The sequence below is a fragment of the Amycolatopsis sp. NPDC114484 genome (genome assembly GCF_055633755.1).
Window position 1 is genome coordinate 53,967 of record NZ_JBVKDQ010000008.1, and the last position, 20,468, is coordinate 74,434.

A 20,468-nucleotide genomic window follows, 5' to 3' on the forward strand; every position below is an offset into this window, starting at 1 on the left:
TCAGTCCTTCCAGGACTCGAAAACGTAGGTATCCACACCGAAAAGCGGGTGGCGGTTGGTGGCGGTGTCGGTGACGTCCCGGTCCTCACGAATCGGGCGTTCCATCTCCTTGCGGATGGGGTTGCATTTCCACCCCGCGACGACTGGCCGGATGCCGAGCACCAGCGCCCGCGTCTTGTCGACCACGACCGCAGCCGCGTCGTCGGTGAGACCGACGGATGTCACCTGGAAACGGAAAACCATCTCGTCCGGCTCACGGCACAGCTTCGTTTCGCGGTCCATCCCGGTGCCCATGAACAGCACCCAGTACGGGAACGTCGGCCGACCCGGCACCTGCCCGCCCGCGTAACCGGCGATCGTGCACGGTGCCAGCAGCGCTTTCACCGCTGCTCGATGCGCAGCGACTGGCCCGGTCACAGGATGTCCTCGGCGACGTCGGCGAGCGCGTCGGCGAACCGCGGTTCTTCCTTGTGCAGCGGCGCGTTGAGGTCGAGCACGGGCGAGGTGTCCGAGCGGCCGAAATACAATAAGTTGCCGAGGTCGCCTTGGATCATGTCCTTGTCCGGCCCGATCTCCGCGCCCAGCCCTTGGTCGGTGGTGTCGTAGCTGATGCTGCGCGGGAAATGGGGGTACATCCGGTGCCCGGTCGCGTCGGCACGCATCCCGTTCTTGACGTTCACCGCGCCTTTGCTCACGACCTTCTTGAACTTGGGCAGCGTTTCCTTCGGCACCGCTTCGAGGTCCCGCGCCAGCTGGTCGACTTGCGACATGTCCACGTCGGACACGGGCACCTCCAGAGGGTTCAGCCGGTGATTTCCTCCACTTGGCAGCGGAGTGCGGTCTGCAGGCTTTTCCTGTCCCCGCTTCGGATCCGGAAGACACGGCCGACGTTCGCCGGGTCGACACTGGCGGTGATCTCCGCGACCAGCCCGGTCCGGACCGCGGCCGTGCCGACGATGGGCAGGTGCAGTTCCAAGGGGACGACCGCCCATTTGTGCTCGCCCGCGTCCGGGGTGGACGGCAACGCCGCTTTCTGGGCTTGGATCTTGCATTTCCCGGTGTAGACCGGGTCCCCGTACGTCGGGGTGACCTGGCCGGTGGTCGGGTCGGTGGTTTCGCCGGTGACCGCGCGGATCCGGCAGGTGTCGACCATGAGGTTCTCGGCCTGGCGCCGCCCGGCGGCCGCGAGGCGCACGGCGATGCTCATCCGATCCTCACCAGCCGGGCCCGCTGTCCGTAGGTGCGGCGCAGCGTGCGGCGCAGCGAGTCCGGGATCACGCCGGCGAGCACGCCCGAGGATCCTTGAGCGAACTGCAGCCGGAGGTCGTCGATCGACATCCCGACCGTGCCGGCCGGGTTGGTGAACACCTGCGCGGCCAGCGCGAGCGCCGCGCCGCGCGCAAGAGCGAGTTGCGGGTTCCCGTCGGCGTAGCCGTGGGTGTAGGTGACGGTGACCGCGGACGGTTCGTCGTGGCAGGCCGCCCACCGGTCGCGCCGCCACAGCCGCGCCCCGAACTGCTTGTAGTCGGCGACCGCGATCCCGTCGAGCGCGACGGCGGTCACCGCGGTGACGGGCCGCTGCGGCAGGTCGAACCAGGCGTCGCGGGTCCCGACGAGCGTGACCGTGTCGTCCACGACCTGGGTCAGGGTCTGCCCGGCCGCGGCCTGGACCGCGCCGGTGGCGAGGTCGAGCAGCAATGCCCCGTCCGCGTCGGTGAGCCCGGTCGCGTCTTCCTTGAGCAGGAGGCGGAGGTCCGCGACCGTCGCCAGCGCCATCGCCGAACCTCCGTTCCTGTTGTCAGCCGCGGTGTTCGCGGATCGCGGCGACGAGCTTGTCGTCGCCGAGACGCTTGTCGACCTTCACGCCCTCGTTCTCGGCCAGCGCCAGCAGCGCCTCCCGGTCGAGGCTGTCGAGGCCGTCGCCTTCGGGTTCTTTCGCGGCCGGGCGGTCCACTTCGGACAGGTGCGGGTCGCCGCCTGCGTCGATTGCCGCGCGGATCCGCTCGATCACCGTCTCGTCGTCGGTGTCGAGGACACCGACCTTGATGGTGTGCTCGCCGAATTCGCGGTGTTCCGGCGTGAACTTCGCGTAGGGCCGCTGGTCGGTGTCGCCCTGCAGCTCCAGCGACGGGTACCGGCTGTGCTCGAACTTCGCCATCGGTGGTTCTCTTCCTGTGAAAGGGCCGCCGGGACCCCGCGCGGGATCCCGGCGGACGAGGGTCAGAGCAGGTCCGCGATCACCGCGTGGTAGGTCTCCGGCCCATATTCCAGGCCGACCTCGCCGTAGAGCTGCCACTTCTCCGAGGACCCGGTCTTGCCGAGCGGCTCGACGAACAACAGGCCCTTGCCGGGGATCGACAGGAACCGCGGCCGGCACACCGACAGGTCGATGATGCCGATCTTCCCGGCGGGCACCCACCGGTTGACCATGATTCCGAAGATCCCGAAGTCGGTGACGAGCGTGTCGATCGCGATGCCGCCGACGTTGCGGGTCATGGTCGGCTGGTTCAGCGGCGAGGCCGCGTACAGGTTCGACAGCACGACCTTCTGCGCCGGGTTGCACATGAACACCGTCGACCCCTGCGGCAGCTTCGCGCCGTTGGTGTAGGCGGTGATCAGGGTCGCGTCCACGATCGCCTTGGTCAGCGCCCGCGGGGTGCCGGCGTTGGCGTTCACGTTCGTGGTGACCGCGGTGAGGATGCCGCGCGTGGTGCGCGCGGTCGCGTTGGTGCCCGGGTTCGCGAACGCGCCGGTGAGGAACGACTTCTCGACGTCGACCGCCATCGACTCGAGCTCGGCGTTGATCTGGAACGACAGTTCGTCGGTGACGGGGTTGTCGTCCGGGCCGATGTTCGCGCCCGCGTAGTCGGAGGTGGTGCCCAGCTTCGAGTACGAGATGTCGATCGCCGACTGGTGGATCTCGACGACGTTGGTCACCGCGGACCGGGACTGCTCGCTCGCCGTCGGGGCGGCCGCGCCCTCCAGCTTGGCGTTGTTCGCCGACGTGGCCCGCCGGTCGACGGTCTGCCACTCGAACAGCTTCGACTTCACCGGCACTGCGCCAGCGAGCCCGCCGATAGCCGACAGGAACGGCGTCTCGGTCGGGCTGACGACGAACAGCTCGCCGTGGTAATTGGGCAGGTTGAACGTGGTTCCCTGCCCCGACTGGGTTGCCATGACGGCAGTCCTTTCCTGGGGTCCAGGGCAGGGTGTTCCTGCCCTACTTCTTCAGCAGCTGCTGCGACTTGAGCGCGATCGAACTGCGGTAGTCGCCGTTCTTCTCCGCCTCGCCGATCCGGGCATCGAGCCCGATCGGGCCCCGCGCGCCCTGCGAGGGATCCGGCTTCGGCACCGACGGACCGGCCGCGGCGACCCGGGCGGCGAGCCGTTCGGCCTGCCGCGTCAGGGTTTCCTCGTCCGTGCCGGTGAGGAACAGCTCCGCGTCCTCGTCCGAGATCCCGTGCTTGATCGCGGTCCGCAACCGCAGCGCCTCCGCCTTCGCGGCGTCGCGCTCGGCCTCTGCCGTTTGCGACCGCTCGGCGGCCTTCTCCAGCTCGGACTTGTCGCGGTCCTCGTATTCCTTGAGCCGGGCTTCGAGGTCCTGGCGAGCCTTCGCTTCGGCCTTGCGCGCCTTGCGTTCCTCGGCCAGCGCGCGCTTCCCGGCATCGCCGAGATCACCTGGCGGGTCGCCCGCCGGCGGCTGCGCGCCAGGATCAGCCGCCGAAGGGTCAGCGGCCGGTTCAGTCGAAGCCGCGCCAGTGGGTTCGGTCGGCTCGATAGGTTCGGACATGGTGCTCCTCCATCGCAGAGGGTTGGCCCGGTTCCGCATCGCGCGGTCGGGAGTCAAATCAGGTAGCCGTGCTCGCGGAGCAAACGCACGGCGTCGTCGCGGCTGGTTGCGCGGCGGTACAGCTCTTCCGGCATCAGCCGTTGCTGGCCGCCGAGCCGCCGCCCCGCGAAACCTTGGCGGGTAATGCCTTCGGTGGTGCGGCCTTTCGGGCTCACTACCCGTCCGCGGTGGGTGATCACGGTTCCGTCGGCGCGGGTCTCGACCCACGATCCGGCGACCTTCATGCCCCGGCGCGCGTTGACGACCTGCGCGAGGTCGGCGCCATCGCGCACAGCCTGCTCGTCCGCTTTGGACAGACCGCGCACTCGGCCTTCCTCGAAAGCGAGCCGCGGGTCGGTGGTGAGGTCGGCGGCGGTGTCCTCGGCTGCCGGGATGTGGGTGCAGTCGCAGTTCGGGTGCCGTTCGAAACCGCTGTTGTAGCGGTAAAACCGGCCCGCCAAGATCACGCAGCGGGGGCACGAGTCACCGACCAGCATCCGCACGTACCCGGTCCGCGGCCGGACGGCGACCGCCATGCCGTCCGCGACCCGGCCTGCGTCGGCGACCTGCGTGCGCACCGTCATCTCCAGCGTCGCCTGGCCAGCCGCGAGTGCCCGGTCCAGCGTCGCGCCCTGACGGACAGCGACCTTCGCCGCGATCACGGGATTGAGCAGCAGTCCGGCCAGGCCGCGCCCGTCGGACGCGATCCCGGCCAGCGATTCGGCGACCACCTGCCCGGCCGGTGCCGGGTCGAGGCCTTGCGCGTCGAGCGCGCCGGACACGTACGCGTCTGCCGCGCGGGCCGCGGCCAGTTGCGCGCCGGACACGACCGTCAGCAGCCGCGCCAGCAGCGGTGCCCACGACCCTGTCAGATTCCCGGGATCGACCCTCCGCCACAGCCGCACGCCCTCGGCCGCGGTCGAGTGCGCAAGCCGCTTGCGGGCGTCGTAGTGCCGCCGCGCCAGCTCACGGGCCGACCGGGACATTCGCCTGATCCGGCTGACCGTTGGCGAGGTCGCGGGCGATCACGCCGACCGGGTCGAGCGCGGCGGCCTGCTCGTCCGCCGCCTTGTCCTCGGCTTCCATCTTCTTGATCTGCCCGTCGGTGTAGCCGACGTCCTCCCGCGTCTGGCGCAACGTCGCGATCGGCCGCGGGCTCGTGGTGTACATCTTCACCGCCGCGTCGGCCTTCTGCGCGACCGTCGGCGTCGCCGGGTCCCGCCAGATCGTCTCCAGCTGCGCCAATCCCGGATCCCACTCGCCGGTCTGGAAGCGGCGCACGATCCGGCACATCTGCTCGTACGCGCCGCCCCACGGCCGCTGTTTCCGCTCGCACCGCTTCACCAGCCGCGCCTCGGCGCTGCGGATCGCGTCCGCGCTGGCCGGGTTGTCCCGCAGGAACCCGAGGTAGTGCGGCGGCAGACCGGCGATCGACGCGACCATCTGCGCGAGCGCGTTGAGGGATTCGTGGAACCCGCCCAAATTCGCGCCGGCGAACTCGAACTCTTTCACGCCTTCGTCGGCGCCGACCGGGATCGTCAGCAGCCGCTTCATCAGGGTCTGGATCGCGGTGAGCGCGTTCCCTTCCTGGTCCTGCAAGTCGTCCGGGCCGATCCCGAACAGGCCCCGGATCGGGAGCGCCACGAACTCGGCCGCCACCATCATGTCCGTCGCGATCTTGTTCGCCGCGTCCGACAGCGGGATCACCGGCGACAGCTCGGAACTGCCCAGCTGCCGCGGCTGGTGCGCGACCCGGTCCGACCGCGCGGTGCTCAACCGGGCCCGGTTGACGATCGGCACGACCGGCAACTGGCCGAGGCCGTGCTCGTCGCGGTCCTCGACCTTCCAACCGCCGGACCACGTGAACCACGTCGTGGAGTCCGGCAGGTACAGGGTCGCGGACCGGTCGTTGATGTGCGCGTAGGTGTCTTCCTGCGCCACCCGCCGCAACGCCGCCCGCATCTTCCGGGTCCGCGGGTCCATGTCGGCGAACATCTCCAGCGGCGACTCCGCCGTCACCAGAGGCGTGTCGGCGTCGTCCTCGTTCGTGCCGACCGTGACATAGGACCGTTTCATCACCAACGCGTCGACGTGCGCGAGCTGGCTCTGCTCGTCCATGTCGTTGGCCTGCCACACCCGCCACAGGTCCGAGTCGCCCGCGTCCTCGTCCGGCAGCCGGAACCCCTCGACGTCCAGCCGTTCCTCGACCGAGTCGACGACCAGCTGCGGCCACGCCACGATCACCGGCTTCAACCGCTCCCCGATCTCCATCTGGATCTCGGGGTGCATGTACGTCAGCGGCTGCGTGCCCTCGTAGTAGCGGTTCAACCGCTCCAGGTCCGCCATCTCCGCGTCGTGACGCAGCGACAGGTACGTGACCCAGTCCATGTCGGAGGTCGGCTGCGTCACCCGCCACCTCCTTCACATCGCGACGATCTTTCGCCGCTTCCGTCGAGCGAGACCCGCGGCGATCACGTCGCCGGCGGCCTCGTGCGCGAGCACCGAGGTGACACACGCGTCGATCTTCTGAGTGGCACTGGCTTTCACCAGCACGTAACGGTTCGCCGGCCGCGCGGCCGCCCGCGTGTTTCCCACGTGCTCGGCTGTCGTGGCGCACCCGTCGTGCGCGAACGCGCTGTCCGCCTTGGACACGTCGCCCTTCAACCGCTCGCAGGCGTCGTGCATCTGGACCGGCCGGCGCGTGTACCAGCGGATGACCCGCTTCTCCCCGAACTCCTCGGCCCATTCGTCGACTTCGGTGTCCCAGTACGGCGGATCCGCGTACAACCGGACCACGTCGAACCGGTCGAACAGCTCCGCCATCGCGGCCTTCACCTCGAGCCGCGGCACCTGCCCGCCGTGGTCGGCCGGGTTCCAGATCGTCGGCCGACCGTTCGGCCCGTAGCTCGGCGTGAACTGGTAGCCGGTCTCCGGGATCTCCGCGCGGATCGCGGTCCAGTCGTCCACATCGGACCCGTCGAACCCGAGCACGATCCGCGCCCCGGCCTCGACCTCGCGCGGCACCGCGCGTTTGGCCCACTTCGCCGAGTCCAGCCACGTGTCCGACCCGGACACCATCCGGTTTCCGAAGAACCGTTCCGCCTGTGCCGGGTCCTTCTCCATCAGCTCCGCAGCCTCGGCCTCGATCGCGTCGAGGTCGACGTGATCCGAGCCCGCGTAGACGATGCGGTGGATCTTCCGCCGTTCCGCCTTGTTCTTGTACGACAGCGTCGCCGGTGCCTGCGGGAAGTACTTGAAGATGTCCGGCCGCTTCGAGTCGAGAGTCCGCTTCGCCGTCGAGTCCTCGGACGGATCCGGCGGGTTCGTCGTCTCCATCGACCGGCCGCTCATGCCGGCCAGACCGCGCCGCTGCGTCTCCGCGGTGCGGATCATCTTGTTCGTCGCCGTGTACAGGCCGCTCTCGTCCTGCAGCGCGAACGTGATCGGGTTGCCCAGGCGGCTCTGCGCGCTCGAGGTGACTGCGTCGATCCGGCCGGTCGACCCGACTCGCACGAATGCCTCGCCGACCCGCATCAGGTCGCCGAGCGGACCCAGCCGGATCATCGCCTGCAGCGGCCGGTACACGTTGTCGACCTGATCCTCGGACGTGGCCAGTAGCTGAATCAGCGGCGTCGGCCACGGCATCCCCATCGGCTCGCCCGGCTCGTACGGGTACTCCCACCCGCAGCCGCACCCGTAGTCCGCACACGCGTAGCCGTCGTCTTTCCCCGCCCACCCCGCGAACACCACCGGCCCCGAGGCTTCGGCGCTCACGATCGTCGCCGACCACGGGCCCTTCCCGGTCTTCTGCGGAGCCACCACCTGCGAGCGCCGGTTGTGAAACGCCGTCGACTTCTGGCCCAGTTCGGCCTCCGGCCGCACCCGGTAGTGGTTGACCGTGCACCACAGCTGCCAGCGGTACAGATCCATCGGAGCGCCCTGCCGGAAACCGTCCGGGATCGGGCAATGCGCCTCGATCCAGTCCGGGACCACCCACAGCGTCGGGAAGTTGACGACGAACGGGTCAGGCCCCGCTGCCATCGGGCACGACCGTCAGCCGACCGCGCGCCGTCTTCCGCGGCGCCGCCTTCGCCGCCGGCTTCTTCGGCTCCGCAGCATCGTCGGTCGCGATCCGGATCCGGGCCCGCGCCATCGAGTCCGGCGTCAGGTACAGATCCGCGAACATCATCCGGACCGTCTTGCGGTTCTCCGCACTCGCGCGCTCCTGCTCGGCCTCGACGAGCTGCCGCACGAACAACGCGACGTACTCGAACAGACCGTCCCGTTCCCACAGCAGCGCCTGGGGCTTCTTCCAGAAGCTCTCCCAGACCTCGACCTCACGTCCGTTCTGGTCGACGAGCGGCCACTCCGGCGCCGGAGTCTTCCGGCCTTCCGCGGGCAACATCGTCCAGCCCGCCTTGTCCGACGGACGGTCACGGTTCAGCGCGTTCGGTTCCGGCGCCGGGCCGGAACGACTACGGGCTCCACCACTTGGCATGTTGATCACTCCTCAGCCGCATCGCGCAGCATCGACGAGCCGACGCCCGCATCGCGCGGGAGCCTTTTGAACCTGGCGGACTTCCCAGATGCCTCCCCAGCGGTCCAAGTAAGATCCACTTCGGGGGTTACCCCCCAGGGGTGTCGACCGTTGGTGATCGACTTTCCGCTCGACCATGATCATCCGTTGACAACCAACCATGATCAGGTTCGTGCTGCCCAGCCTCCAGGCTGCTCACGAGCCGTCTCGATCGAATGGCATCGAGCGCACAGTCCGCGTCCATGCCTGGGGTCGTTCGGGTCCTCGCCTCGCAGCACCAACGTGCGCCTGTCCACTGGCCAATGGTCTGCGTGCTTCGACCACGCTGTACCGCACAGCTGGCAGATCGGGTGAGCAGTCAGCACGCCGGGGCGGAACCGGGTCTCGTGTGCCCGGCCGTAGCCGCGGTCGCGTGCGCTGCCTCGACGCTGCTCTGCTGCACGCTGGTGCTCGGTGCAGCGGCCGGTGCCCGGCGGTACCAGCTCAGGACACTGGGGTACGGAGCACACCTTCATAGCCCGTGGCATCAGGTGCCGCCGTTCTGCTGGGGTACTCGATTCAGACTGCGGGACTGGCGATCGAGACCAGTCGGCTGGCGGGCACGGCGAACACGGAGCGGTGCTGGCCGTCCTTGAACTCGACGAGGCCGTCCGTCATCGTGGGCTCGCGGTAGTAGGCGGCGTGCACCTCGGTGTCGGTCCAGTCGTCGCCGAGCAGGTAGGTGACGGTGAAGACGCGGATCGGCGGGGTTTCGTTGTCGGTCATGGTTGATGCTCCGTGGTGTGTGGTGAGCGGCGAGGGTTGCCCTCCGCGTCCCGCCCGTGGACGGGCCTGGGCCGAGGGCTCTGCCGGGCTCAGTCCGACAGCGTGCCGGGGATACGAGAACGGCCCCGCCGGTGTCTTCCTGGCGGGGCCGTGATGTTCGCGGGGCGGTGGGCATAGCTCACGCCCGAGGTAAGCGTGACACAGCAGTTGACCTTGGGCAATCACCGGGGTGTCCACTGTGCCCCGTGTCGCGCGTAACGGGCCAGGGAGACCTTGCGACTCCTCTGCATGACTGATGCAAGAGCTGACCTCGGAATGCGCCTTTACGGCATGATGCAACGCTTATTAGCCAACTCGCTTACCCCCGAACGACACCCACGCGCGGACGCACCCAGAGATGTTGGGAACGAGACCGACGTTCTCGATGCAATCGTGCTCCTTGCCGCCAGCGTCGACGAGATGGTGCAGGCTGGAGTGGTGCCGGTCGATCGCGGTGCCTGGATCGCCGAACTGTTGATGGTCATCCGCGACTGCATCGCCCCGCTCCCCGCCGGACTCGCGGAGGACGGCGTCACCGACCTGCTGACCCCCGACCTTATGGAGATCGTCTCCGCGATCCGTATAGCCAGGGAGCAGGGGGCTTGGAAAGCCTTCGGAAGCTAGGAGGTATGCCGCGATTCGATCTTGATCTTGCAGTCCGAACACAGGATGCCACCGTTACCGGGCGGCTGTTTACCGCACTTCGCGCATGTCTTGGCGGGTTCGTCGTCGCTCATGCCGCGATCCTCACATTCATCCAGACGTCCGGACGCTAGCTCGTGGTGTGGTGTCGCTCGCCTGCGTCTCGACCGGGCGCGGGGTAGGGCACACCGCAGTGATCGCAAGGCATCGCGACGACGAGGACCGTCGAGCCGCCTGGAGCCCGCTGGATCACAGTGAACCAAGTCGTGGCCGCCGCGCCAACAGCCCACTTCGGAGATCAGCCAGTCGAGGACCGCGCGAAGTCGGCGCATGAGGCTTGCCTTCGGTCGAGGTAGGCGAGGATCTCCCGGAGGTTGTAGCCGCCGTCACCTCGGGTGATGTGGCCGCGGCGCACCCACTGGCGGAGCGTCGCAGGAGTGATGCGGTAGCGGTCGTCGCCGGTACGGTCCGCTTCCTGGCAGAGGAGGAGGACGACGTCGGCGGCGCGGGCCCGGCCGGTCACGACCGGACCTGTTCGGCTAGGCGTCGCTGCCGTTCAGCATCGACCAGCTGTCGGCGGCGGGCCCGGTCGTCGGCGATGGCTCGGCGGAGCGGACCCGGTACGCGTTCGGCGACGTGGTCGCCGGACTTGGCGCCGTATCCGGCGAGCTGCTTGAGCCACCAGTCGCGTTGGGCAACGGTGGTGGCGAAGTCGGAGACGGTGGTGGCTGCGCTGAGGCGCTTGACGAGGAGGTCGTCGCGGGGGCTGATCCGCCACAGCCATTCCGGTCCGTCATCACTCCGCCAGTCGCTCATGCGTTCGACTGTAAGTAGCGTGGCAGCGGCCGTCAACGACCGCCATCGTCGCCGCGTGGCGGACCCGGGCAGCTTCGGAACGGCGGTTTCCCGCAGATGGCACGGACCGTCGGTCCTGAGCTGGTCGAGTCGATCATGTGGGATTGACCGAGGTCTGCGAGCAGCCGGTCGGCCGCTTCCTGCATCGCGCGCAGCGACTCGGCGACCTGCATCGTGCCGACCGTGACGTGGTCGCGCATGGCCTGGTCCCGGATTCACTCCTTGCCTCGGGTGCGAAGCGATGCTGACCATTCCCGGCCGCGCAGTTCGCGGGGCGGCCGGATGCGATCCCATGGGCGCCATTCCTCGCGGTAGTCGGGATGGTCGGCGTAGCAGACTGCCGCGAGTTCGATCGCCCGGACGTACGCCGCCTCCATCCCGCGCCGCCGAAACACCGCGCCGAGCTGGTCGCCGCTCCCGAGCACGAACCGGTAGCTGCTGACCAACTCCCGTTTGGCGGCAAGCTCGATAGTGCGTCGCATCCACATCGGTGCGGGCTGCCACGTCGCGCGGGTGCCGTCCGGGCGCAGGCGTCGCCAGTAGCGTTCCTCGGTGTAGTCGAACCGCTCGAACGCGTCCGGATCGGCGGCAGTCTTGTTCAGCTCCCAGCCCTCGCCTTCCGGCGGGTCGTCGGTCTCGCGCCAGGCTTTCCGCTGGCCCACCAGGGTCTCGTACTCGTAGGCCGGGTGCGCGTTCCGCTGGTGCAGTTCGTCGTCGCTCAATCCGGCGTACGGGTTCTCCAGGTGCGGTTCGATCTCGGCTCGCTCGTCGGCGACGCGTGCGAGGAGGAACGCGGTCAGGTCATCCACACTGCGCTCCCGGCATCCACTCGACTCGGACGGTGCTTTCCTCGGCCCTCACACGACTTCCCGGCGCGAGACGGTCGTTCTCGAACGTCACATCGAGGTTCACGTCGATGCTGTAGACCTGCTCCGGATCGGCGGCGCGGAGCTGCGCGGCCAGCTTCTCGAGGTGCTCCGCGACGCCGTCGAGCCGGACGCGGGTCATCGGGGTGCGCTTAGGCATGGTTGCTATCCTCCCGCACTTCCTGCTCGGCACAACGAACACAGCGGAAGACCTCAGGCAGGCTCGGCGTCCCGGGCGTGATCCGGTGCCAACGATGACCGCGATCCGCGCACTCTTGCCCTTGCGGCGGCCACGGTGCTTGCAGCGTGACCGTATTGGTTTCCCGGAGCACGTCGTCCCCGTCGAAGAAGTGCCGACCGGCTGCGTCCCGGACGAAGGTTTGGACCGTGAGTTGTCCGTCTGCGACGACCGCCGTGGTCGGGCACGGGATGTTGTCGGGGTCGATGCCGTGCGCCCGGAAGAACGCCTGCATCGTCGCCAGCGGGACAGTGGTCGAGACTTCGATGAAGCCGTCGTCTTTGTGGTCTATCCGGTAGTCGGTCATGGCAGCTGTACCTCTCGCCATTCGTCGGGTGTGCCGATGTCGACCGAGTCTGCTGCATCAACGTAGCCACCTGCTGTCCGCAGGCACAGCACGTTGCTGCGGTCGCCGTTCTTCACCCGCGCCAAGAGGTCGCCGTCGGCGTTGATCCACAGCCGTTCCACTGCGGTCTGGAACGGCGCGAGCGCGCGCACGGCCGGGTTGTTCATTGGGTCGTCGGTCACGGCAGAAGCATCCCTTGCGTTGAGCGCGGCGTTGCGTGCCTCGTTCGAGCTGCCCTCGACCGGGACGCACATGTCCGCGATCCAGCTCAGCTCGCGGCCGTCCGACTGGACGATGTGGACGGTGGGCCGGTCGGTGTAGGCGTAGACGTAGCCGATGGCGTGCACGCCGAGGCTGCCGCCGTAGCGGGCCTCGACCCGCTGGCCGTCGCGCACCCAGTTCGGATAGTCGTTCATGCTGAGACTCCTTGTGCTGCTTCGAGACGGACAAGGTCCAGCCCGTCGTAGGTGCGTTTGCATGCTTCGCATTGGGCGGGTTTGCCGATGCCGCCCCAATACACGCGGCCGTCGCAGGTGACGGTGAGGCAGGTGCCGAGAGCCTGCTGGGGTGCGTCGCGGGCGAGGGTGCGGGCCATGTGGTGCAGTTCGACGAGATCGGCGGCGACATCGTCCACCCACGGCTGCCCGCCGACCCACCACAGGTTCCGGCGGATGTAGCCGGCGTCCGCCTCGATCGTCCCGCCGGGCCGGGACTCGTCGCGCTCTCCCGCGATCGAGTCGGCGAGGCTCGACAAGCTCCGCGGAATCGACCGCACCCAGTTCGCGGTGTCGTCCGGGCGGCGCATGACCGCGTCGCCGTGCTCGTCGACATCGCCCGGCAGGGAACGCGGGTCAAGGGCGGCGATCACGTCGTCCCGCGCCGGGGAGGTCGAGCCGTAGCCCGGCGACATCCGGCCCGTCTGGCCGCGGACCGGCTCCACCGAGTCCGGGAGGACGACGGTGGCGTAGTGGACGATGCCGCGCACCAACTCGACGAGACGGGTGACGCAGTCGTTGCACGAGTACAGCACGCTGCTCGTGTCCGCTCGACGGCACACCCGGCACTTGCCGACAGCGATCGGTTCGGTCGTCACAGAACCTCCACGGGCCATGGGGCGATCGGGTACTGCTGGCTGCGCAGCGTGCCGCTGGGGGTGTCGGTGCGCTCGACCTGGCCGCCCGCGTAGCCGGGACCGGCCAGCGTCCGCAGTGCTGCCGTCTGCGTCTTGTGCGGGCCGGACGTCGAGGGCCCGGTGAAGCCGTAGGCGGGCCGGTCGACCATCCACCCATCCGGTCCCTTGTAGACGCGAGGCTTCGGCTTCACCGGAGCACCCAGTCAAAAGCGGCGGCAAGCCAACCGCAGCGGCGGACCGGAGGCGGCGGCGCGGTCCAGCTGGCCCCAGATGGAGTGGAAACGACGGCCGGAGCGGGCTCATCTGGCAGGGAAACGTGCCAGACGGACGCCCCGTCCTCGTCCTCGCCAAGCCGCACCACGCGAAGTTCCCTGGTCTCTCCCGCGAAGTTGCGGACCAGGACGGTCTGCGATTCCGGATCCTCCGGCTCGCTGTCGGGGACGGGTGTTCCGCCGTTGACGCCGCCGATCCCGCCGGGCCGGTAGCCGATGTCGATCGTCAGGTCGTGGAGACCGGCGGCGTCGGTGTGCACGAGGCAGTTCGTCGTGCCGTTGAGCGCGAAGCTGCCGCATTCGCCGTCGTCGCGGTTGCTGCAGAGGGGTTGCTTAGCCACGGCTGTCCTCCTGGCGCAGGGTGTAGGTGGCGTGCTGGCGGTGGTCGAGGACGACGATCTGGTGCTGGCGCAGCTCGCCGGACGCCCGGCGGATCGCGACCAGGTCGTTCACGGCAGTGGTTGTCAGTAACGCGCCCGGTTCGCAGTGGGTCCGCACGGTGCCGTCCGGGAGTTGCCGCGCGGACATCAGCGTCACCGCGTGCACAGCGGTGTCGCGGGCCCGCAGCACGCGGAGCATTCGTTCCAAGCAGGCCGGTTCGTGGACGATCCCGTCCGGGTCGTATCCCTCCCGCAGCCCGACGGCGACCGTCGCGCGGGTGGTCGCGCCGACGCACAGGCTTCTGCCCCAGCCGCGGCGACGCAAACGGGCGACAAGCTGGCCGCAGTCGCGCACGCTCGGCGTGCCGTAGGTGAGGCTCGGGTGTCGGTACAGCACCACACTGCGGGCCTCGCTGTCGCTGCCGAGCAGGACAGCCGCGTTCATCGGTGCCGTCGCGCACGCCTCGGCCAGCCGGGCAAACACGCCGTCCGCCGAAGCGGTCCCCTCGGGCGGCAGAAGGCCAGCCATCCAATCGCCCGCGACGGTTGCACCCACCCGGTACGGATCAGCCACGGCTGTCCTCCTCGCCGCGGAGGATGCGGGCGGTTTCGCACGGCCACGCGATCGGTGCTTCGTACGCGTCGACACCGCACGCTCGGCAGCTGCCTCCGTCGTTGGCGTGCCGTGCGAGCGCCTTATCGATGCGGGCCTGCAGCTGGTCCCGCTCGGCGGTCCGCTCGCGCAGGACTCGGCATGCTTGCTCGTACGCCCACGCCGTTGGGTGATCTTCGGCTGACCGTTGGCGGCGCAGTTCGATGTTGCGGCCGAAGTACTCGCCCAGCCACCACATGGCTTCGGCGTGCAGCCACAGCGCCAGGTCCCGCTCGGCGCGCGCGGCATCAAGCGCGGGCCCGACGATCCGGTTCATGATCTCGTCGGCTGCGAGGTTCTTCGGCTTGGTGCCCTCGAATTCGATTAGCAGCCACTCGATCTGCTGCGCGAGGTCGCCGTCCTCGCTGTCCGACGCCGGCTGGTGGTCCGCCGCCTGACCGATCTTGGGCGGGTTCTCCGGGTCGGCGTTCGCCCCGAAGTCTTCCGCTACTCGGTCGCGATAGTCGGTGTCCTCGCGGTGTTCCACCACCTGACCGTGAGCGTGGGCGCGGAGGAAGTGCTCAACCTCGCGTTCAGCATCGATTGGGATGGTTTCGCTTACAGGGCCGATGGTCGATGCTGGGTGGTTGCACGTGATCTTGACTGCATCGAGGCTGGCGGCGATCTCGATGTGGCTCGGCACGGTCCAGCCGAGCAGGGTTTGGTCGCTCATCGGGTCTCTCCCTCAACGATGGCGCGGCGGTTTGCATTCGAAGTGGCCCGTTCCATCGCCCGGTGGAGATCCGGTGCGTGGTCGTCAACTTCGTCCCGTTCGTGCTCGCTCAGCGCGCACCAGACGCCGACGATCTCGTCCAGTTGCGCCTTCAGTGCCTCGACGTCCCCGAGCTTCACGGCGTCGGCGGGCTGCCACCCCATCGCCTTCATCGCGTCGATCGCTGCGTCGGCGAGGACACCGCTGGCCGACTGCGGATTAGCGTGCGGCCCGAGCATCCGCCACATCTCGAAGATCGCGGAAGCGACCGACCATTTTGGCTCTTCGGGCACGCGTGGTGTCTGGTCACTCATCGTCGGGGCTCCCCTCGGGGACGGTGCGGAACAGGTTGTCTTCGCGGTCCCACGAGTAGCGGAGGGCTCCGTGCTCGTCGGTGACCCGGAGCCGGAGCGTCCCAGCGCAGCAGGACAAACTGAGCGCACTGCGCCTGGCCGCGTCGAGGGTGTTGAACACCTCCGTGATGACCTCCGGTTCCGCCTCGTCGCCAATCGGCCGCCAGGTGCTCTCGACGGACGGCTGCACTTCACTCGCCATCGGGGCTCCCCTCACGGACACGGCGGGCGAGGAAGCGCAAGTGTTCTGTCACTGGAACTCCACCCCCGCGAAGATCCCCCGGCCTGTCGCGTCCGGCTTCTGCCGGTGGACCATCCAGCTGTAGCCCTCGCCGGCTTCCCACGTGTTCGGGCTGACCGGGACGATGCGGAATTTGCCGGGACGCGCCGACCGAGCAATCGCATGCATGGCGTCACCGAGGTCTCTGACAGCTTCCGCAGTCGGCTCCTCCTCGCCGCAGGCGGAAGATGGACGTCCGGCTTCCTCAATGAGAGTGGTCATCTGGTAGTCGCAGCCCTCTGCGACGGCGTGCTCTACGGCGAGGCCGAGCGCACGGACAGGGTCCGTCTCGCCGCGGATGAGGAAGCCGCCCTCGATGTAGAAGTGAACATCGGTTGAGGCTCGTTTCCTGGCGCTCACTGGCCTGCCTCCTCGTGCTCCGTGGTGGTGCGCTCGACGCCCAGGGCATCCCCGAGACCACCGACGAGGTCCGACACGGCTGGCACTTCCTGCATCAACGGCCACGCGATGTCAGTCGCCTCGAACTTCGCGACCGCGGCGCGGATCTCGTCGAGCTTCGCCCGGTCGGCGGCACGCTCGGCGTAGCCGTCCTTCCCGGCTATCGCCACAAGCCGCTCCTGCGCCAACGCCTCAGCGGCCTCAGCGCGGGTACTCGCATTCGCGTAGCCGTCGGTGTATCCGGCGTTGTAGCCGCGGTCGTGGACGGCGTAGGCAGGGTCGGCGTCCCGTCGAGCGGCCTCGTCAACGAGGTCCGCCAAGGTCGCGATCTGCTTCTGCGCGTTGCTCAGGTCCCGACGCAGCGTCTTCGCCACTTTCCACCACGACGAAGCGCGCTGTTCGACGTGCGTGAGCCTCTCGTTGGCGGATTCGAGTGCTTCGTCGAGGAGGCGGGCATCGCGTTCGGCGGCATCAGCGCGGGCGCGTTCCTCGCTGCCCCACAGGAGGATGCGGGCCATCGCGCCCATGGTCGCGGCGTCGACCGGGCTGTCCCGCTTCGCGCCGGACGCGATGTCCGCAGCGGCTTTCTCCGCGAGCTTTTCGACCGACCACGAGTGGTGGTCGTCGTTGTAGAGCGGACCGAGGTGAAGCTGGACCTGGTCGCACTGCCGCCGTATTTCGCGGTTGAGCCACGCTTCCGACGCCGCGAGCGAATCAGCTGCCGTTTCCTGGCCCGCATTCGGCCGCTCGCTGGCGGGGCGCAGCCCGGCTTCTCGCAACTGCTTGATCACGTGCCCGGTCAGCATCGAGGGCGTGCAGCCGTGAACATCCGCGTCGAGGTCGCGTAGCCCCCGGTCGATCCCGATGGCGATCGCCTCGTGCAGGGTGCTGGTTTTTGCGAGCTGACTGGGCCGCTCGCTGGCGTTCTCGGTCTGGTCAGGCATCCGGGTCTCCTGTGGGGTTTCGGGGCTCCTGGCGGAGCTGGTCGGCGTCGAGCAGGGCGCGGCGGAGGTTGTCTCCCGCGAGCCGGGGTCGGCAGATCAGGCACGGGTGCAGCGGCGGGTCGGCGTCCCGGTCGATGAATCCGTTGTCGCACTGGTGCTCGTCGGGCTCGATCGGTTCGCCGAAGCGGTCGAGGTTGCTCACGAAGGCCGCCCCCGATCGGCGACCCACCGGCGTGCGTGCTCGGTGCCCTCGCGGCAGTCCTGCATCACGAGGTCGGGCGAGACGCCGTGGTCGCGGACCAGCGAGGCGGCGAGCTTGGTGAGCTTCCACCGCTCGGACTCCGCTGGCGTGAGGATCACACCGGGTTCGGGGATCATGCTGCCCTCCTTGCGATGTAGCGGGCGTGGTCGATGGTGTGGTGGTCGCGCAGGTGCCGGTCGACGGCGGCGATGACGCGGACGAACGGCGAGACGAAAGCGCTGCCGCGCCCGCGGTTCGACCACCACGAGGCGCGGCCTCCGGTGTCGCAGACCGGGCAGTGCCAGGCCCAGCCGTCGGCGCGGCCCCAGCGGAGGCCGTGCGGGTTGCCGGGACTGCGGCGAATGCGGATCCGGTTCACGACGCCACCACCATCGGCCGGTGGTCGCAGGGGCCGATCGTGCCGCGATGTTTCCCGACGGGGTCCCAGCGTTGGCCTTCGCCGTCGCACAGCCGACAGGCGCGGATCCGGGCGGCGTGCTCGCGGTCCCATTCGGTGCGAGCACGGCGGGCGTCCGCGCAGCGGCCGCACGGCGGCGGGCGTTCCTCAGTTGCGTGCTCCGAGCATCGGTCGAGGGGGCGTTTCGCGGACGCGCGCGATGCTTTGGCGACCTCCCCTCCCAAGTCCCCCGAAGGGGTGTGGGTAAGGGTGAGGGTGAGGGAGTCGTGAACGTTCGCCGAACGTTCGGGCTCGGTTCGGGCGAACGTTCGCTCGTTGTTCGGGCGAACATTTCCCGCACGGACACGGGCCATACGGTCCTTGGCCTTGCGTTTCTCGTCCTCAATGGACGAACGAGACCTCTGGTAGCCGTCCCAATCGTGGAAGCGGAAGCCCGGAGTACCGTCGCGCTGCTCTTCGGACCAGAGGCCGACTTCGACGAGTTTTTTCGCGAGTTTTTTGCCGCTACTCCAACTCTGGACGTAGTGCAGCGGCACCCAGCCGTCGGTCAGATGGGCCGGGTTCATGCACCACGAACCCGCTTCCGTCCACAGCCCGACCGCAGCGAGCCCAGCTGCGCGCATCTTCGGGTGCTCGGACGCGGTGTCCGAGACGCGGAAGTCCGGCATGAGGGTGGTTCCTTTCGGGTGGTGCACGGACCCGGCCGTATCGGGAACGACCGGGCCCGCGGGATCAGGCGTTCGGGTTGAGCAGCGGACGCAGCCAGCGCGCGCCGCGTTCGGCCCACAGCACGCACGGGTCGTAGACGGCGGTGACGCGCGCGTATGGGCAGCGGAGCGAGATGCCCGGCGCGTCGGGGTCGGGCTCGGTGTCGCCGACCGGCTCCGCGACGTACAGCGCGCCGTTCGGGTAGGCGGCGGCGTAGGCGCGGGCTGCCGCCCGGTCGCTGGTGAGGTGCACACGGTCCTGCCGCACATGGCCTTCGGCCGCACCGAGACCGGCGGCGCGCCGGGTGATGCTGTGCTCGGTGTCCGTCTCGCTCGCCGGGCGCAACAGGTCGCCGACCTTCAAGCCGGGCACGCCGCCATGCCACAAACGGTTGTCGCTCACTGGTTCTGTCCTTCCTGGACGGTGTTGGCGGCAGGGTGGCCGTCATCTTTTGCGGACACCGCACCGGCGAGGTGGTCGCGGGCGGCTGCGTACTGCTCGTCGCTCGGCCGGATCGACTCGACGATCGCGAGAACACGGGCGGCGATCGCTTCCGTGTCCTCGTCGGAGATCCCGCTGTAGGCGATAGTCGTGCGGCCCTCGACGTCCCGGATGTCCTCGGCGAGCTGGCGGCGCGCCATTGCGTCGATCGCGGCCTTGCGGGTTTCGGCGTCCACGGCGGGAACCTCCAGGGGTAGCGGGATCTGGTTGGGGTCGACCGGGTGGTGGTCGACGGGCACGCGGGCGGCGTGCGGGGCGCGGTTCGGGTTGCTGGCGCCGTACTTCTTGAGCCAGCACTTCGGGCCGATCCCGAGCTTCCGGCTGACCGGGTCTTTGAGCGGCCGGTGGCACGTCTCGCACTCGTGCTTGGTCATGCAGCCCTCGCGTCTGCGTCGAGTACGTCGAGGAGGTAGCGGTACGCAGCGACCGCCTGGTGCTTCACGACGCCGTTGCCTGCGAGCTTGAGCTGCTGCGTGCGGGTGAGACCAGGAACGCCGGTGATCCAGCCGTCGGGCAGGCCCATCATCCACTCGGGCAGCGCCGGGTTCAGGACTCGTCCGCCGCGGGCACCCACAGCGGTAGGAGCGGGTGCGGGGCGTCCAAGGACGGACTCCCATCGGTGGATGGCTGGTCCGTACCCGGCCCAGTCCAGAAGACGTCCATCAACGTCTTCCCGTCGTGATGCTGCGAGCCTTCCTTCCGTCCCGAGGTCGCGTTCCTCGTCCCGCGCGAGTCGGCCACCGTCGGCGTCGGCAGCAGATCCACCACCCCCGGCAACAGCAGGCTTGTGCGCGTGGTTTTCCTGCCGTGCGTCGCGTCCGGCGTCGGCAACAGCGAGACTGCCGTGCGCAGATCCGGCCCGCCGTCCCCGTGCACGCCGGGGCCGTTCGTGTCGCTCGTCCTCGGTGTCGGCAACAGCGAGGAGGAAGAACCGCTCGCGCTTGTGCGGGGCGCCCACGGCGGCAGCGGGTAGGCAGACCCACGCGAAGCGATACCCGCACGAGGCCAAGGTGTCGGCGACTCTCCCGAGCTCAGCTCCAACGACAGCTGGGACGTTCTCCAGCAGCACGTATCGGGGTCGTAGTGCGCGAACGCATCGGTCCACTTCGGGCCAGAGCGCCCGCTCATCGTCAGCACCTTTCCGTTTGCCGGCTGTTGAGAACGGTTGACACGGCCAACCCCCAGTCAGCAACTCGACCGGGGCAAGCAGCGCAATCAGGTCCCAATCAACCGCGGTGATGTCGCCGAGGTTCGGCACCGTCGGGTAGTGGTGCGCGAGCAGCGCGGACGCCGCCGGATCGACGTCGGCGAACCACGCCGGGTCTGCGCCGAACACCTCGCGCGCCGCCATGTCCAAAG

At 69.0% G+C, this 20,468-nt stretch carries 36 protein-coding genes; 1 reads left to right on the forward strand and 35 read right to left on the reverse strand.

The features are described from left to right. The 12 genes from ACZ7SW_RS20710 to ACZ7SW_RS20765 all read right to left on the reverse strand — a co-directional run bounded on the left by ACZ7SW_RS20710 (position 1) and on the right by ACZ7SW_RS20765 (position 9,131). The gene (locus tag ACZ7SW_RS20710; protein ID WP_470232052.1) at positions 1 to 417 is read right to left on the reverse strand and encodes a hypothetical protein; all 417 of its coding nucleotides are present in this window, start codon (positions 415 to 417) and stop codon (positions 1 to 3) included. Beyond that, positions 414 to 785, reverse strand: a complete 372-nt coding sequence (locus ACZ7SW_RS20715) for a hypothetical protein (protein WP_470232053.1) — start codon at positions 783 to 785, stop codon at positions 414 to 416. The genes ACZ7SW_RS20710 and ACZ7SW_RS20715 overlap by 4 nt, the downstream gene beginning before the upstream one ends. Positions 786 to 802: 17 nt before the next feature. Continuing rightward, a complete protein-coding gene (locus ACZ7SW_RS20720) occupies positions 803 to 1,207 on the reverse strand; it encodes a DUF6093 family protein (protein ID WP_470232054.1) in 405 nt (134 codons plus the stop codon). Beyond that, positions 1,204 to 1,776 carry a hypothetical protein gene (locus ACZ7SW_RS20725; RefSeq protein ID WP_470232055.1) on the reverse strand — a complete coding sequence of 191 codons (573 nt, stop codon included), beginning with the start codon at positions 1,774 to 1,776 and terminating at the stop codon, positions 1,204 to 1,206. The genes ACZ7SW_RS20720 and ACZ7SW_RS20725 overlap by 4 nt, the downstream gene beginning before the upstream one ends. 22 nt (positions 1,777 to 1,798) lie before the next feature. Next, on the reverse strand, positions 1,799 to 2,158 hold the full coding sequence (locus tag ACZ7SW_RS20730; RefSeq protein WP_470232056.1) for a hypothetical protein: 360 nt from the start codon (positions 2,156 to 2,158) through the stop codon (positions 1,799 to 1,801). 62 nt (positions 2,159 to 2,220) lie between these two features. Continuing rightward, a complete protein-coding gene (locus tag ACZ7SW_RS20735; RefSeq protein WP_470232057.1) occupies positions 2,221 to 3,177 on the reverse strand; it encodes an SU10 major capsid protein in 957 nt (318 codons plus the stop codon). A gap of 43 nt (positions 3,178 to 3,220) precedes the next feature. Further along, entirely contained in the window at positions 3,221 to 3,790 is a 570-nt protein-coding gene (locus ACZ7SW_RS20740) for a hypothetical protein (RefSeq protein WP_470232058.1), read from the reverse strand. Between the two features lie 53 nt (positions 3,791 to 3,843). Continuing rightward, positions 3,844 to 4,815 carry a VG15 protein gene (locus tag ACZ7SW_RS20745; RefSeq protein ID WP_470232059.1) on the reverse strand — a complete coding sequence of 324 codons (972 nt, stop codon included), beginning with the start codon at positions 4,813 to 4,815 and terminating at the stop codon, positions 3,844 to 3,846. Then, positions 4,796 to 6,238, reverse strand: coding sequence for a phage portal protein (locus tag ACZ7SW_RS20750; protein WP_470232060.1), 1,443 nt, complete (start codon positions 6,236 to 6,238; stop codon positions 4,796 to 4,798). The genes ACZ7SW_RS20745 and ACZ7SW_RS20750 overlap by 20 nt, the downstream gene beginning before the upstream one ends. Before the next feature lie 12 nt (positions 6,239 to 6,250). Then, positions 6,251 to 7,870, reverse strand: coding sequence for a hypothetical protein (locus ACZ7SW_RS20755; protein ID WP_470232061.1), 1,620 nt, complete (start codon positions 7,868 to 7,870; stop codon positions 6,251 to 6,253). Then, positions 7,854 to 8,327: a phage terminase small subunit gene (locus ACZ7SW_RS20760; protein WP_470232062.1), complete on the reverse strand. Its 474-nt coding sequence runs from the start codon at positions 8,325 to 8,327 to the stop codon at positions 7,854 to 7,856. The genes ACZ7SW_RS20755 and ACZ7SW_RS20760 overlap by 17 nt, the downstream gene beginning before the upstream one ends. A 597-nt stretch (positions 8,328 to 8,924) precedes the next feature. After that, positions 8,925 to 9,131 carry a hypothetical protein gene (locus ACZ7SW_RS20765; protein WP_470232063.1) on the reverse strand — a complete coding sequence of 69 codons (207 nt, stop codon included), beginning with the start codon at positions 9,129 to 9,131 and terminating at the stop codon, positions 8,925 to 8,927. 315 nt (positions 9,132 to 9,446) lie between these two features. Between ACZ7SW_RS20765 and ACZ7SW_RS20770 the strand changes: the two genes are divergently transcribed. After that, on the forward strand, positions 9,447 to 9,794 hold the full coding sequence (locus tag ACZ7SW_RS20770) for a hypothetical protein (RefSeq protein ID WP_470232064.1): 348 nt from the start codon (positions 9,447 to 9,449) through the stop codon (positions 9,792 to 9,794). Positions 9,795 to 10,110: 316 nt separating this feature from the next. Here the strand turns inward: ACZ7SW_RS20770 and ACZ7SW_RS20775 are convergent, their stop codons facing one another. The 23 genes from ACZ7SW_RS20775 to ACZ7SW_RS20885 all read right to left on the reverse strand — a co-directional run bounded on the left by ACZ7SW_RS20775 (position 10,111) and on the right by ACZ7SW_RS20885 (position 20,460). Beyond that, positions 10,111 to 10,335 carry a hypothetical protein gene (locus ACZ7SW_RS20775; RefSeq protein WP_470232065.1) on the reverse strand — a complete coding sequence of 75 codons (225 nt, stop codon included), beginning with the start codon at positions 10,333 to 10,335 and terminating at the stop codon, positions 10,111 to 10,113. Next, positions 10,332 to 10,628: a hypothetical protein gene (locus tag ACZ7SW_RS20780; protein ID WP_470232066.1), complete on the reverse strand. Its 297-nt coding sequence runs from the start codon at positions 10,626 to 10,628 to the stop codon at positions 10,332 to 10,334. Before ACZ7SW_RS20780 ends, ACZ7SW_RS20775 begins: the two co-directional genes overlap by 4 nt. Positions 10,629 to 10,660: 32 nt before the next feature. Next, positions 10,661 to 10,867: a hypothetical protein gene (locus tag ACZ7SW_RS20785; protein WP_470232067.1), complete on the reverse strand. Its 207-nt coding sequence runs from the start codon at positions 10,865 to 10,867 to the stop codon at positions 10,661 to 10,663. Between the two features lie 15 nt (positions 10,868 to 10,882). Then, complete coding sequence (locus tag ACZ7SW_RS20790; protein WP_470232068.1) at positions 10,883 to 11,476, reverse strand: DUF6221 family protein; 594 nt, start codon at positions 11,474 to 11,476, stop codon at positions 10,883 to 10,885. Further along, positions 11,469 to 11,693, reverse strand: coding sequence for a hypothetical protein (locus tag ACZ7SW_RS20795; RefSeq protein ID WP_470232069.1), 225 nt, complete (start codon positions 11,691 to 11,693; stop codon positions 11,469 to 11,471). The genes ACZ7SW_RS20790 and ACZ7SW_RS20795 overlap by 8 nt, the downstream gene beginning before the upstream one ends. Continuing rightward, the gene (locus ACZ7SW_RS20800; protein WP_470232070.1) at positions 11,686 to 12,078 is read right to left on the reverse strand and encodes a hypothetical protein; all 393 of its coding nucleotides are present in this window, start codon (positions 12,076 to 12,078) and stop codon (positions 11,686 to 11,688) included. Before ACZ7SW_RS20800 ends, ACZ7SW_RS20795 begins: the two co-directional genes overlap by 8 nt. Next, positions 12,075 to 12,533 carry a hypothetical protein gene (locus ACZ7SW_RS20805; RefSeq protein WP_470232071.1) on the reverse strand — a complete coding sequence of 153 codons (459 nt, stop codon included), beginning with the start codon at positions 12,531 to 12,533 and terminating at the stop codon, positions 12,075 to 12,077. The genes ACZ7SW_RS20800 and ACZ7SW_RS20805 overlap by 4 nt, the downstream gene beginning before the upstream one ends. After that, a complete protein-coding gene (locus ACZ7SW_RS20810) occupies positions 12,530 to 13,210 on the reverse strand; it encodes a hypothetical protein (protein WP_470232072.1) in 681 nt (226 codons plus the stop codon). Before ACZ7SW_RS20810 ends, ACZ7SW_RS20805 begins: the two co-directional genes overlap by 4 nt. Next, positions 13,207 to 13,440: a hypothetical protein gene (locus ACZ7SW_RS20815; protein ID WP_470232073.1), complete on the reverse strand. Its 234-nt coding sequence runs from the start codon at positions 13,438 to 13,440 to the stop codon at positions 13,207 to 13,209. The genes ACZ7SW_RS20810 and ACZ7SW_RS20815 overlap by 4 nt, the downstream gene beginning before the upstream one ends. Next, positions 13,437 to 13,862, reverse strand: coding sequence for a hypothetical protein (locus ACZ7SW_RS20820; RefSeq protein WP_470232074.1), 426 nt, complete (start codon positions 13,860 to 13,862; stop codon positions 13,437 to 13,439). Before ACZ7SW_RS20820 ends, ACZ7SW_RS20815 begins: the two co-directional genes overlap by 4 nt. Then, complete coding sequence (locus ACZ7SW_RS20825; protein ID WP_470232075.1) at positions 13,855 to 14,475, reverse strand: hypothetical protein; 621 nt, start codon at positions 14,473 to 14,475, stop codon at positions 13,855 to 13,857. The genes ACZ7SW_RS20820 and ACZ7SW_RS20825 overlap by 8 nt, the downstream gene beginning before the upstream one ends. Then, complete coding sequence (locus tag ACZ7SW_RS20830; protein WP_470232076.1) at positions 14,468 to 15,226, reverse strand: hypothetical protein; 759 nt, start codon at positions 15,224 to 15,226, stop codon at positions 14,468 to 14,470. Before ACZ7SW_RS20830 ends, ACZ7SW_RS20825 begins: the two co-directional genes overlap by 8 nt. After that, on the reverse strand, positions 15,223 to 15,579 hold the full coding sequence (locus ACZ7SW_RS20835; RefSeq protein WP_470232077.1) for a hypothetical protein: 357 nt from the start codon (positions 15,577 to 15,579) through the stop codon (positions 15,223 to 15,225). The genes ACZ7SW_RS20830 and ACZ7SW_RS20835 overlap by 4 nt, the downstream gene beginning before the upstream one ends. Beyond that, the gene (locus ACZ7SW_RS20840; protein WP_470232078.1) at positions 15,572 to 15,820 is read right to left on the reverse strand and encodes a hypothetical protein; all 249 of its coding nucleotides are present in this window, start codon (positions 15,818 to 15,820) and stop codon (positions 15,572 to 15,574) included. The genes ACZ7SW_RS20835 and ACZ7SW_RS20840 overlap by 8 nt, the downstream gene beginning before the upstream one ends. A 48-nt stretch (positions 15,821 to 15,868) precedes the next feature. Then, the gene (locus ACZ7SW_RS20845) at positions 15,869 to 16,258 is read right to left on the reverse strand and encodes a hypothetical protein (RefSeq protein ID WP_470232079.1); all 390 of its coding nucleotides are present in this window, start codon (positions 16,256 to 16,258) and stop codon (positions 15,869 to 15,871) included. Then, positions 16,255 to 17,241 carry a hypothetical protein gene (locus ACZ7SW_RS20850; protein ID WP_470232080.1) on the reverse strand — a complete coding sequence of 329 codons (987 nt, stop codon included), beginning with the start codon at positions 17,239 to 17,241 and terminating at the stop codon, positions 16,255 to 16,257. Before ACZ7SW_RS20850 ends, ACZ7SW_RS20845 begins: the two co-directional genes overlap by 4 nt. Then, a complete protein-coding gene (locus ACZ7SW_RS20855) occupies positions 17,234 to 17,443 on the reverse strand; it encodes a hypothetical protein (protein ID WP_470232081.1) in 210 nt (69 codons plus the stop codon). The genes ACZ7SW_RS20850 and ACZ7SW_RS20855 overlap by 8 nt, the downstream gene beginning before the upstream one ends. After that, on the reverse strand, positions 17,440 to 17,619 hold the full coding sequence (locus tag ACZ7SW_RS20860) for a hypothetical protein (protein ID WP_470232082.1): 180 nt from the start codon (positions 17,617 to 17,619) through the stop codon (positions 17,440 to 17,442). Before ACZ7SW_RS20860 ends, ACZ7SW_RS20855 begins: the two co-directional genes overlap by 4 nt. Continuing rightward, on the reverse strand, positions 17,616 to 17,861 hold the full coding sequence (locus ACZ7SW_RS20865; protein WP_470232083.1) for a hypothetical protein: 246 nt from the start codon (positions 17,859 to 17,861) through the stop codon (positions 17,616 to 17,618). Before ACZ7SW_RS20865 ends, ACZ7SW_RS20860 begins: the two co-directional genes overlap by 4 nt. Further along, positions 17,858 to 18,466, reverse strand: coding sequence for a hypothetical protein (locus tag ACZ7SW_RS20870; protein ID WP_470232084.1), 609 nt, complete (start codon positions 18,464 to 18,466; stop codon positions 17,858 to 17,860). The genes ACZ7SW_RS20865 and ACZ7SW_RS20870 overlap by 4 nt, the downstream gene beginning before the upstream one ends. Positions 18,467 to 18,632: 166 nt before the next feature. Further along, positions 18,633 to 19,010, reverse strand: coding sequence for a hypothetical protein (locus ACZ7SW_RS20875; RefSeq protein ID WP_470232085.1), 378 nt, complete (start codon positions 19,008 to 19,010; stop codon positions 18,633 to 18,635). After that, positions 19,007 to 19,483, reverse strand: a complete 477-nt coding sequence (locus ACZ7SW_RS20880) for a DUF6011 domain-containing protein (protein ID WP_470232086.1) — start codon at positions 19,481 to 19,483, stop codon at positions 19,007 to 19,009. Before ACZ7SW_RS20880 ends, ACZ7SW_RS20875 begins: the two co-directional genes overlap by 4 nt. Beyond that, positions 19,480 to 20,460: a DNA cytosine methyltransferase gene (locus tag ACZ7SW_RS20885; RefSeq protein WP_470232087.1), complete on the reverse strand. Its 981-nt coding sequence runs from the start codon at positions 20,458 to 20,460 to the stop codon at positions 19,480 to 19,482. Before ACZ7SW_RS20885 ends, ACZ7SW_RS20880 begins: the two co-directional genes overlap by 4 nt. Between the last annotated feature and the right edge of the window lie 8 nt (positions 20,461 to 20,468).

What these genes read in the sequence shown, in the direction of transcription:
- ACZ7SW_RS20745 (WP_470232059.1), bottom strand. Translation starts at nt 4,815, where the DNA reads ATGTCCCGGTCGGCCCGTGAGCTGGCGCGGCGGCACTACGACGCCCGC.
- ACZ7SW_RS20870 (WP_470232084.1), bottom strand. Translation starts at nt 18,466, where the DNA reads ATGAACCCGGCCCATCTGACCGACGGCTGGGTGCCGCTGCACTACGTC.
- ACZ7SW_RS20720 (WP_470232054.1), bottom strand. Translation starts at nt 1,207, where the DNA reads ATGAGCATCGCCGTGCGCCTCGCGGCCGCCGGGCGGCGCCAGGCCGAG.
- ACZ7SW_RS20840 (WP_470232078.1), bottom strand. Translation starts at nt 15,820, where the DNA reads ATGGCGAGTGAAGTGCAGCCGTCCGTCGAGAGCACCTGGCGGCCGATT.
- ACZ7SW_RS20835 (WP_470232077.1), bottom strand. Translation starts at nt 15,579, where the DNA reads ATGAGTGACCAGACACCACGCGTGCCCGAAGAGCCAAAATGGTCGGTC.
- ACZ7SW_RS20730 (WP_470232056.1), bottom strand. Translation starts at nt 2,158, where the DNA reads ATGGCGAAGTTCGAGCACAGCCGGTACCCGTCGCTGGAGCTGCAGGGC.
- ACZ7SW_RS20740 (WP_470232058.1), bottom strand. Translation starts at nt 3,790, where the DNA reads ATGTCCGAACCTATCGAGCCGACCGAACCCACTGGCGCGGCTTCGACT.
- ACZ7SW_RS20885 (WP_470232087.1), bottom strand. Translation starts at nt 20,460, where the DNA reads ATGGCGGCGCGCGAGGTGTTCGGCGCAGACCCGGCGTGGTTCGCCGAC.
- ACZ7SW_RS20880 (WP_470232086.1), bottom strand. Translation starts at nt 19,483, where the DNA reads ATGACCAAGCACGAGTGCGAGACGTGCCACCGGCCGCTCAAAGACCCG.
- ACZ7SW_RS20800 (WP_470232070.1), bottom strand. Translation starts at nt 12,078, where the DNA reads ATGACCGACTACCGGATAGACCACAAAGACGACGGCTTCATCGAAGTC.
- ACZ7SW_RS20860 (WP_470232082.1), bottom strand. Translation starts at nt 17,619, where the DNA reads ATGATCCCCGAACCCGGTGTGATCCTCACGCCAGCGGAGTCCGAGCGG.
- ACZ7SW_RS20735 (WP_470232057.1), bottom strand. Translation starts at nt 3,177, where the DNA reads ATGGCAACCCAGTCGGGGCAGGGAACCACGTTCAACCTGCCCAATTAC.
- ACZ7SW_RS20795 (WP_470232069.1), bottom strand. Translation starts at nt 11,693, where the DNA reads ATGCCTAAGCGCACCCCGATGACCCGCGTCCGGCTCGACGGCGTCGCG.
- ACZ7SW_RS20780 (WP_470232066.1), bottom strand. Translation starts at nt 10,628, where the DNA reads ATGAGCGACTGGCGGAGTGATGACGGACCGGAATGGCTGTGGCGGATC.
- ACZ7SW_RS20850 (WP_470232080.1), bottom strand. Translation starts at nt 17,241, where the DNA reads ATGCCTGACCAGACCGAGAACGCCAGCGAGCGGCCCAGTCAGCTCGCA.
- ACZ7SW_RS20785 (WP_470232067.1), bottom strand. Translation starts at nt 10,867, where the DNA reads ATGCGCGACCACGTCACGGTCGGCACGATGCAGGTCGCCGAGTCGCTG.
- ACZ7SW_RS20755 (WP_470232061.1), bottom strand. Translation starts at nt 7,870, where the DNA reads ATGGCAGCGGGGCCTGACCCGTTCGTCGTCAACTTCCCGACGCTGTGG.
- ACZ7SW_RS20760 (WP_470232062.1), bottom strand. Translation starts at nt 8,327, where the DNA reads ATGCCAAGTGGTGGAGCCCGTAGTCGTTCCGGCCCGGCGCCGGAACCG.
- ACZ7SW_RS20725 (WP_470232055.1), bottom strand. Translation starts at nt 1,776, where the DNA reads ATGGCGCTGGCGACGGTCGCGGACCTCCGCCTCCTGCTCAAGGAAGAC.
- ACZ7SW_RS20830 (WP_470232076.1), bottom strand. Translation starts at nt 15,226, where the DNA reads ATGAGCGACCAAACCCTGCTCGGCTGGACCGTGCCGAGCCACATCGAG.
- ACZ7SW_RS20770 (WP_470232064.1), top strand. Translation starts at nt 9,447, where the DNA reads ATGCGCCTTTACGGCATGATGCAACGCTTATTAGCCAACTCGCTTACC.
- ACZ7SW_RS20765 (WP_470232063.1), bottom strand. Translation starts at nt 9,131, where the DNA reads ATGACCGACAACGAAACCCCGCCGATCCGCGTCTTCACCGTCACCTAC.
- ACZ7SW_RS20805 (WP_470232071.1), bottom strand. Translation starts at nt 12,533, where the DNA reads ATGAACGACTATCCGAACTGGGTGCGCGACGGCCAGCGGGTCGAGGCC.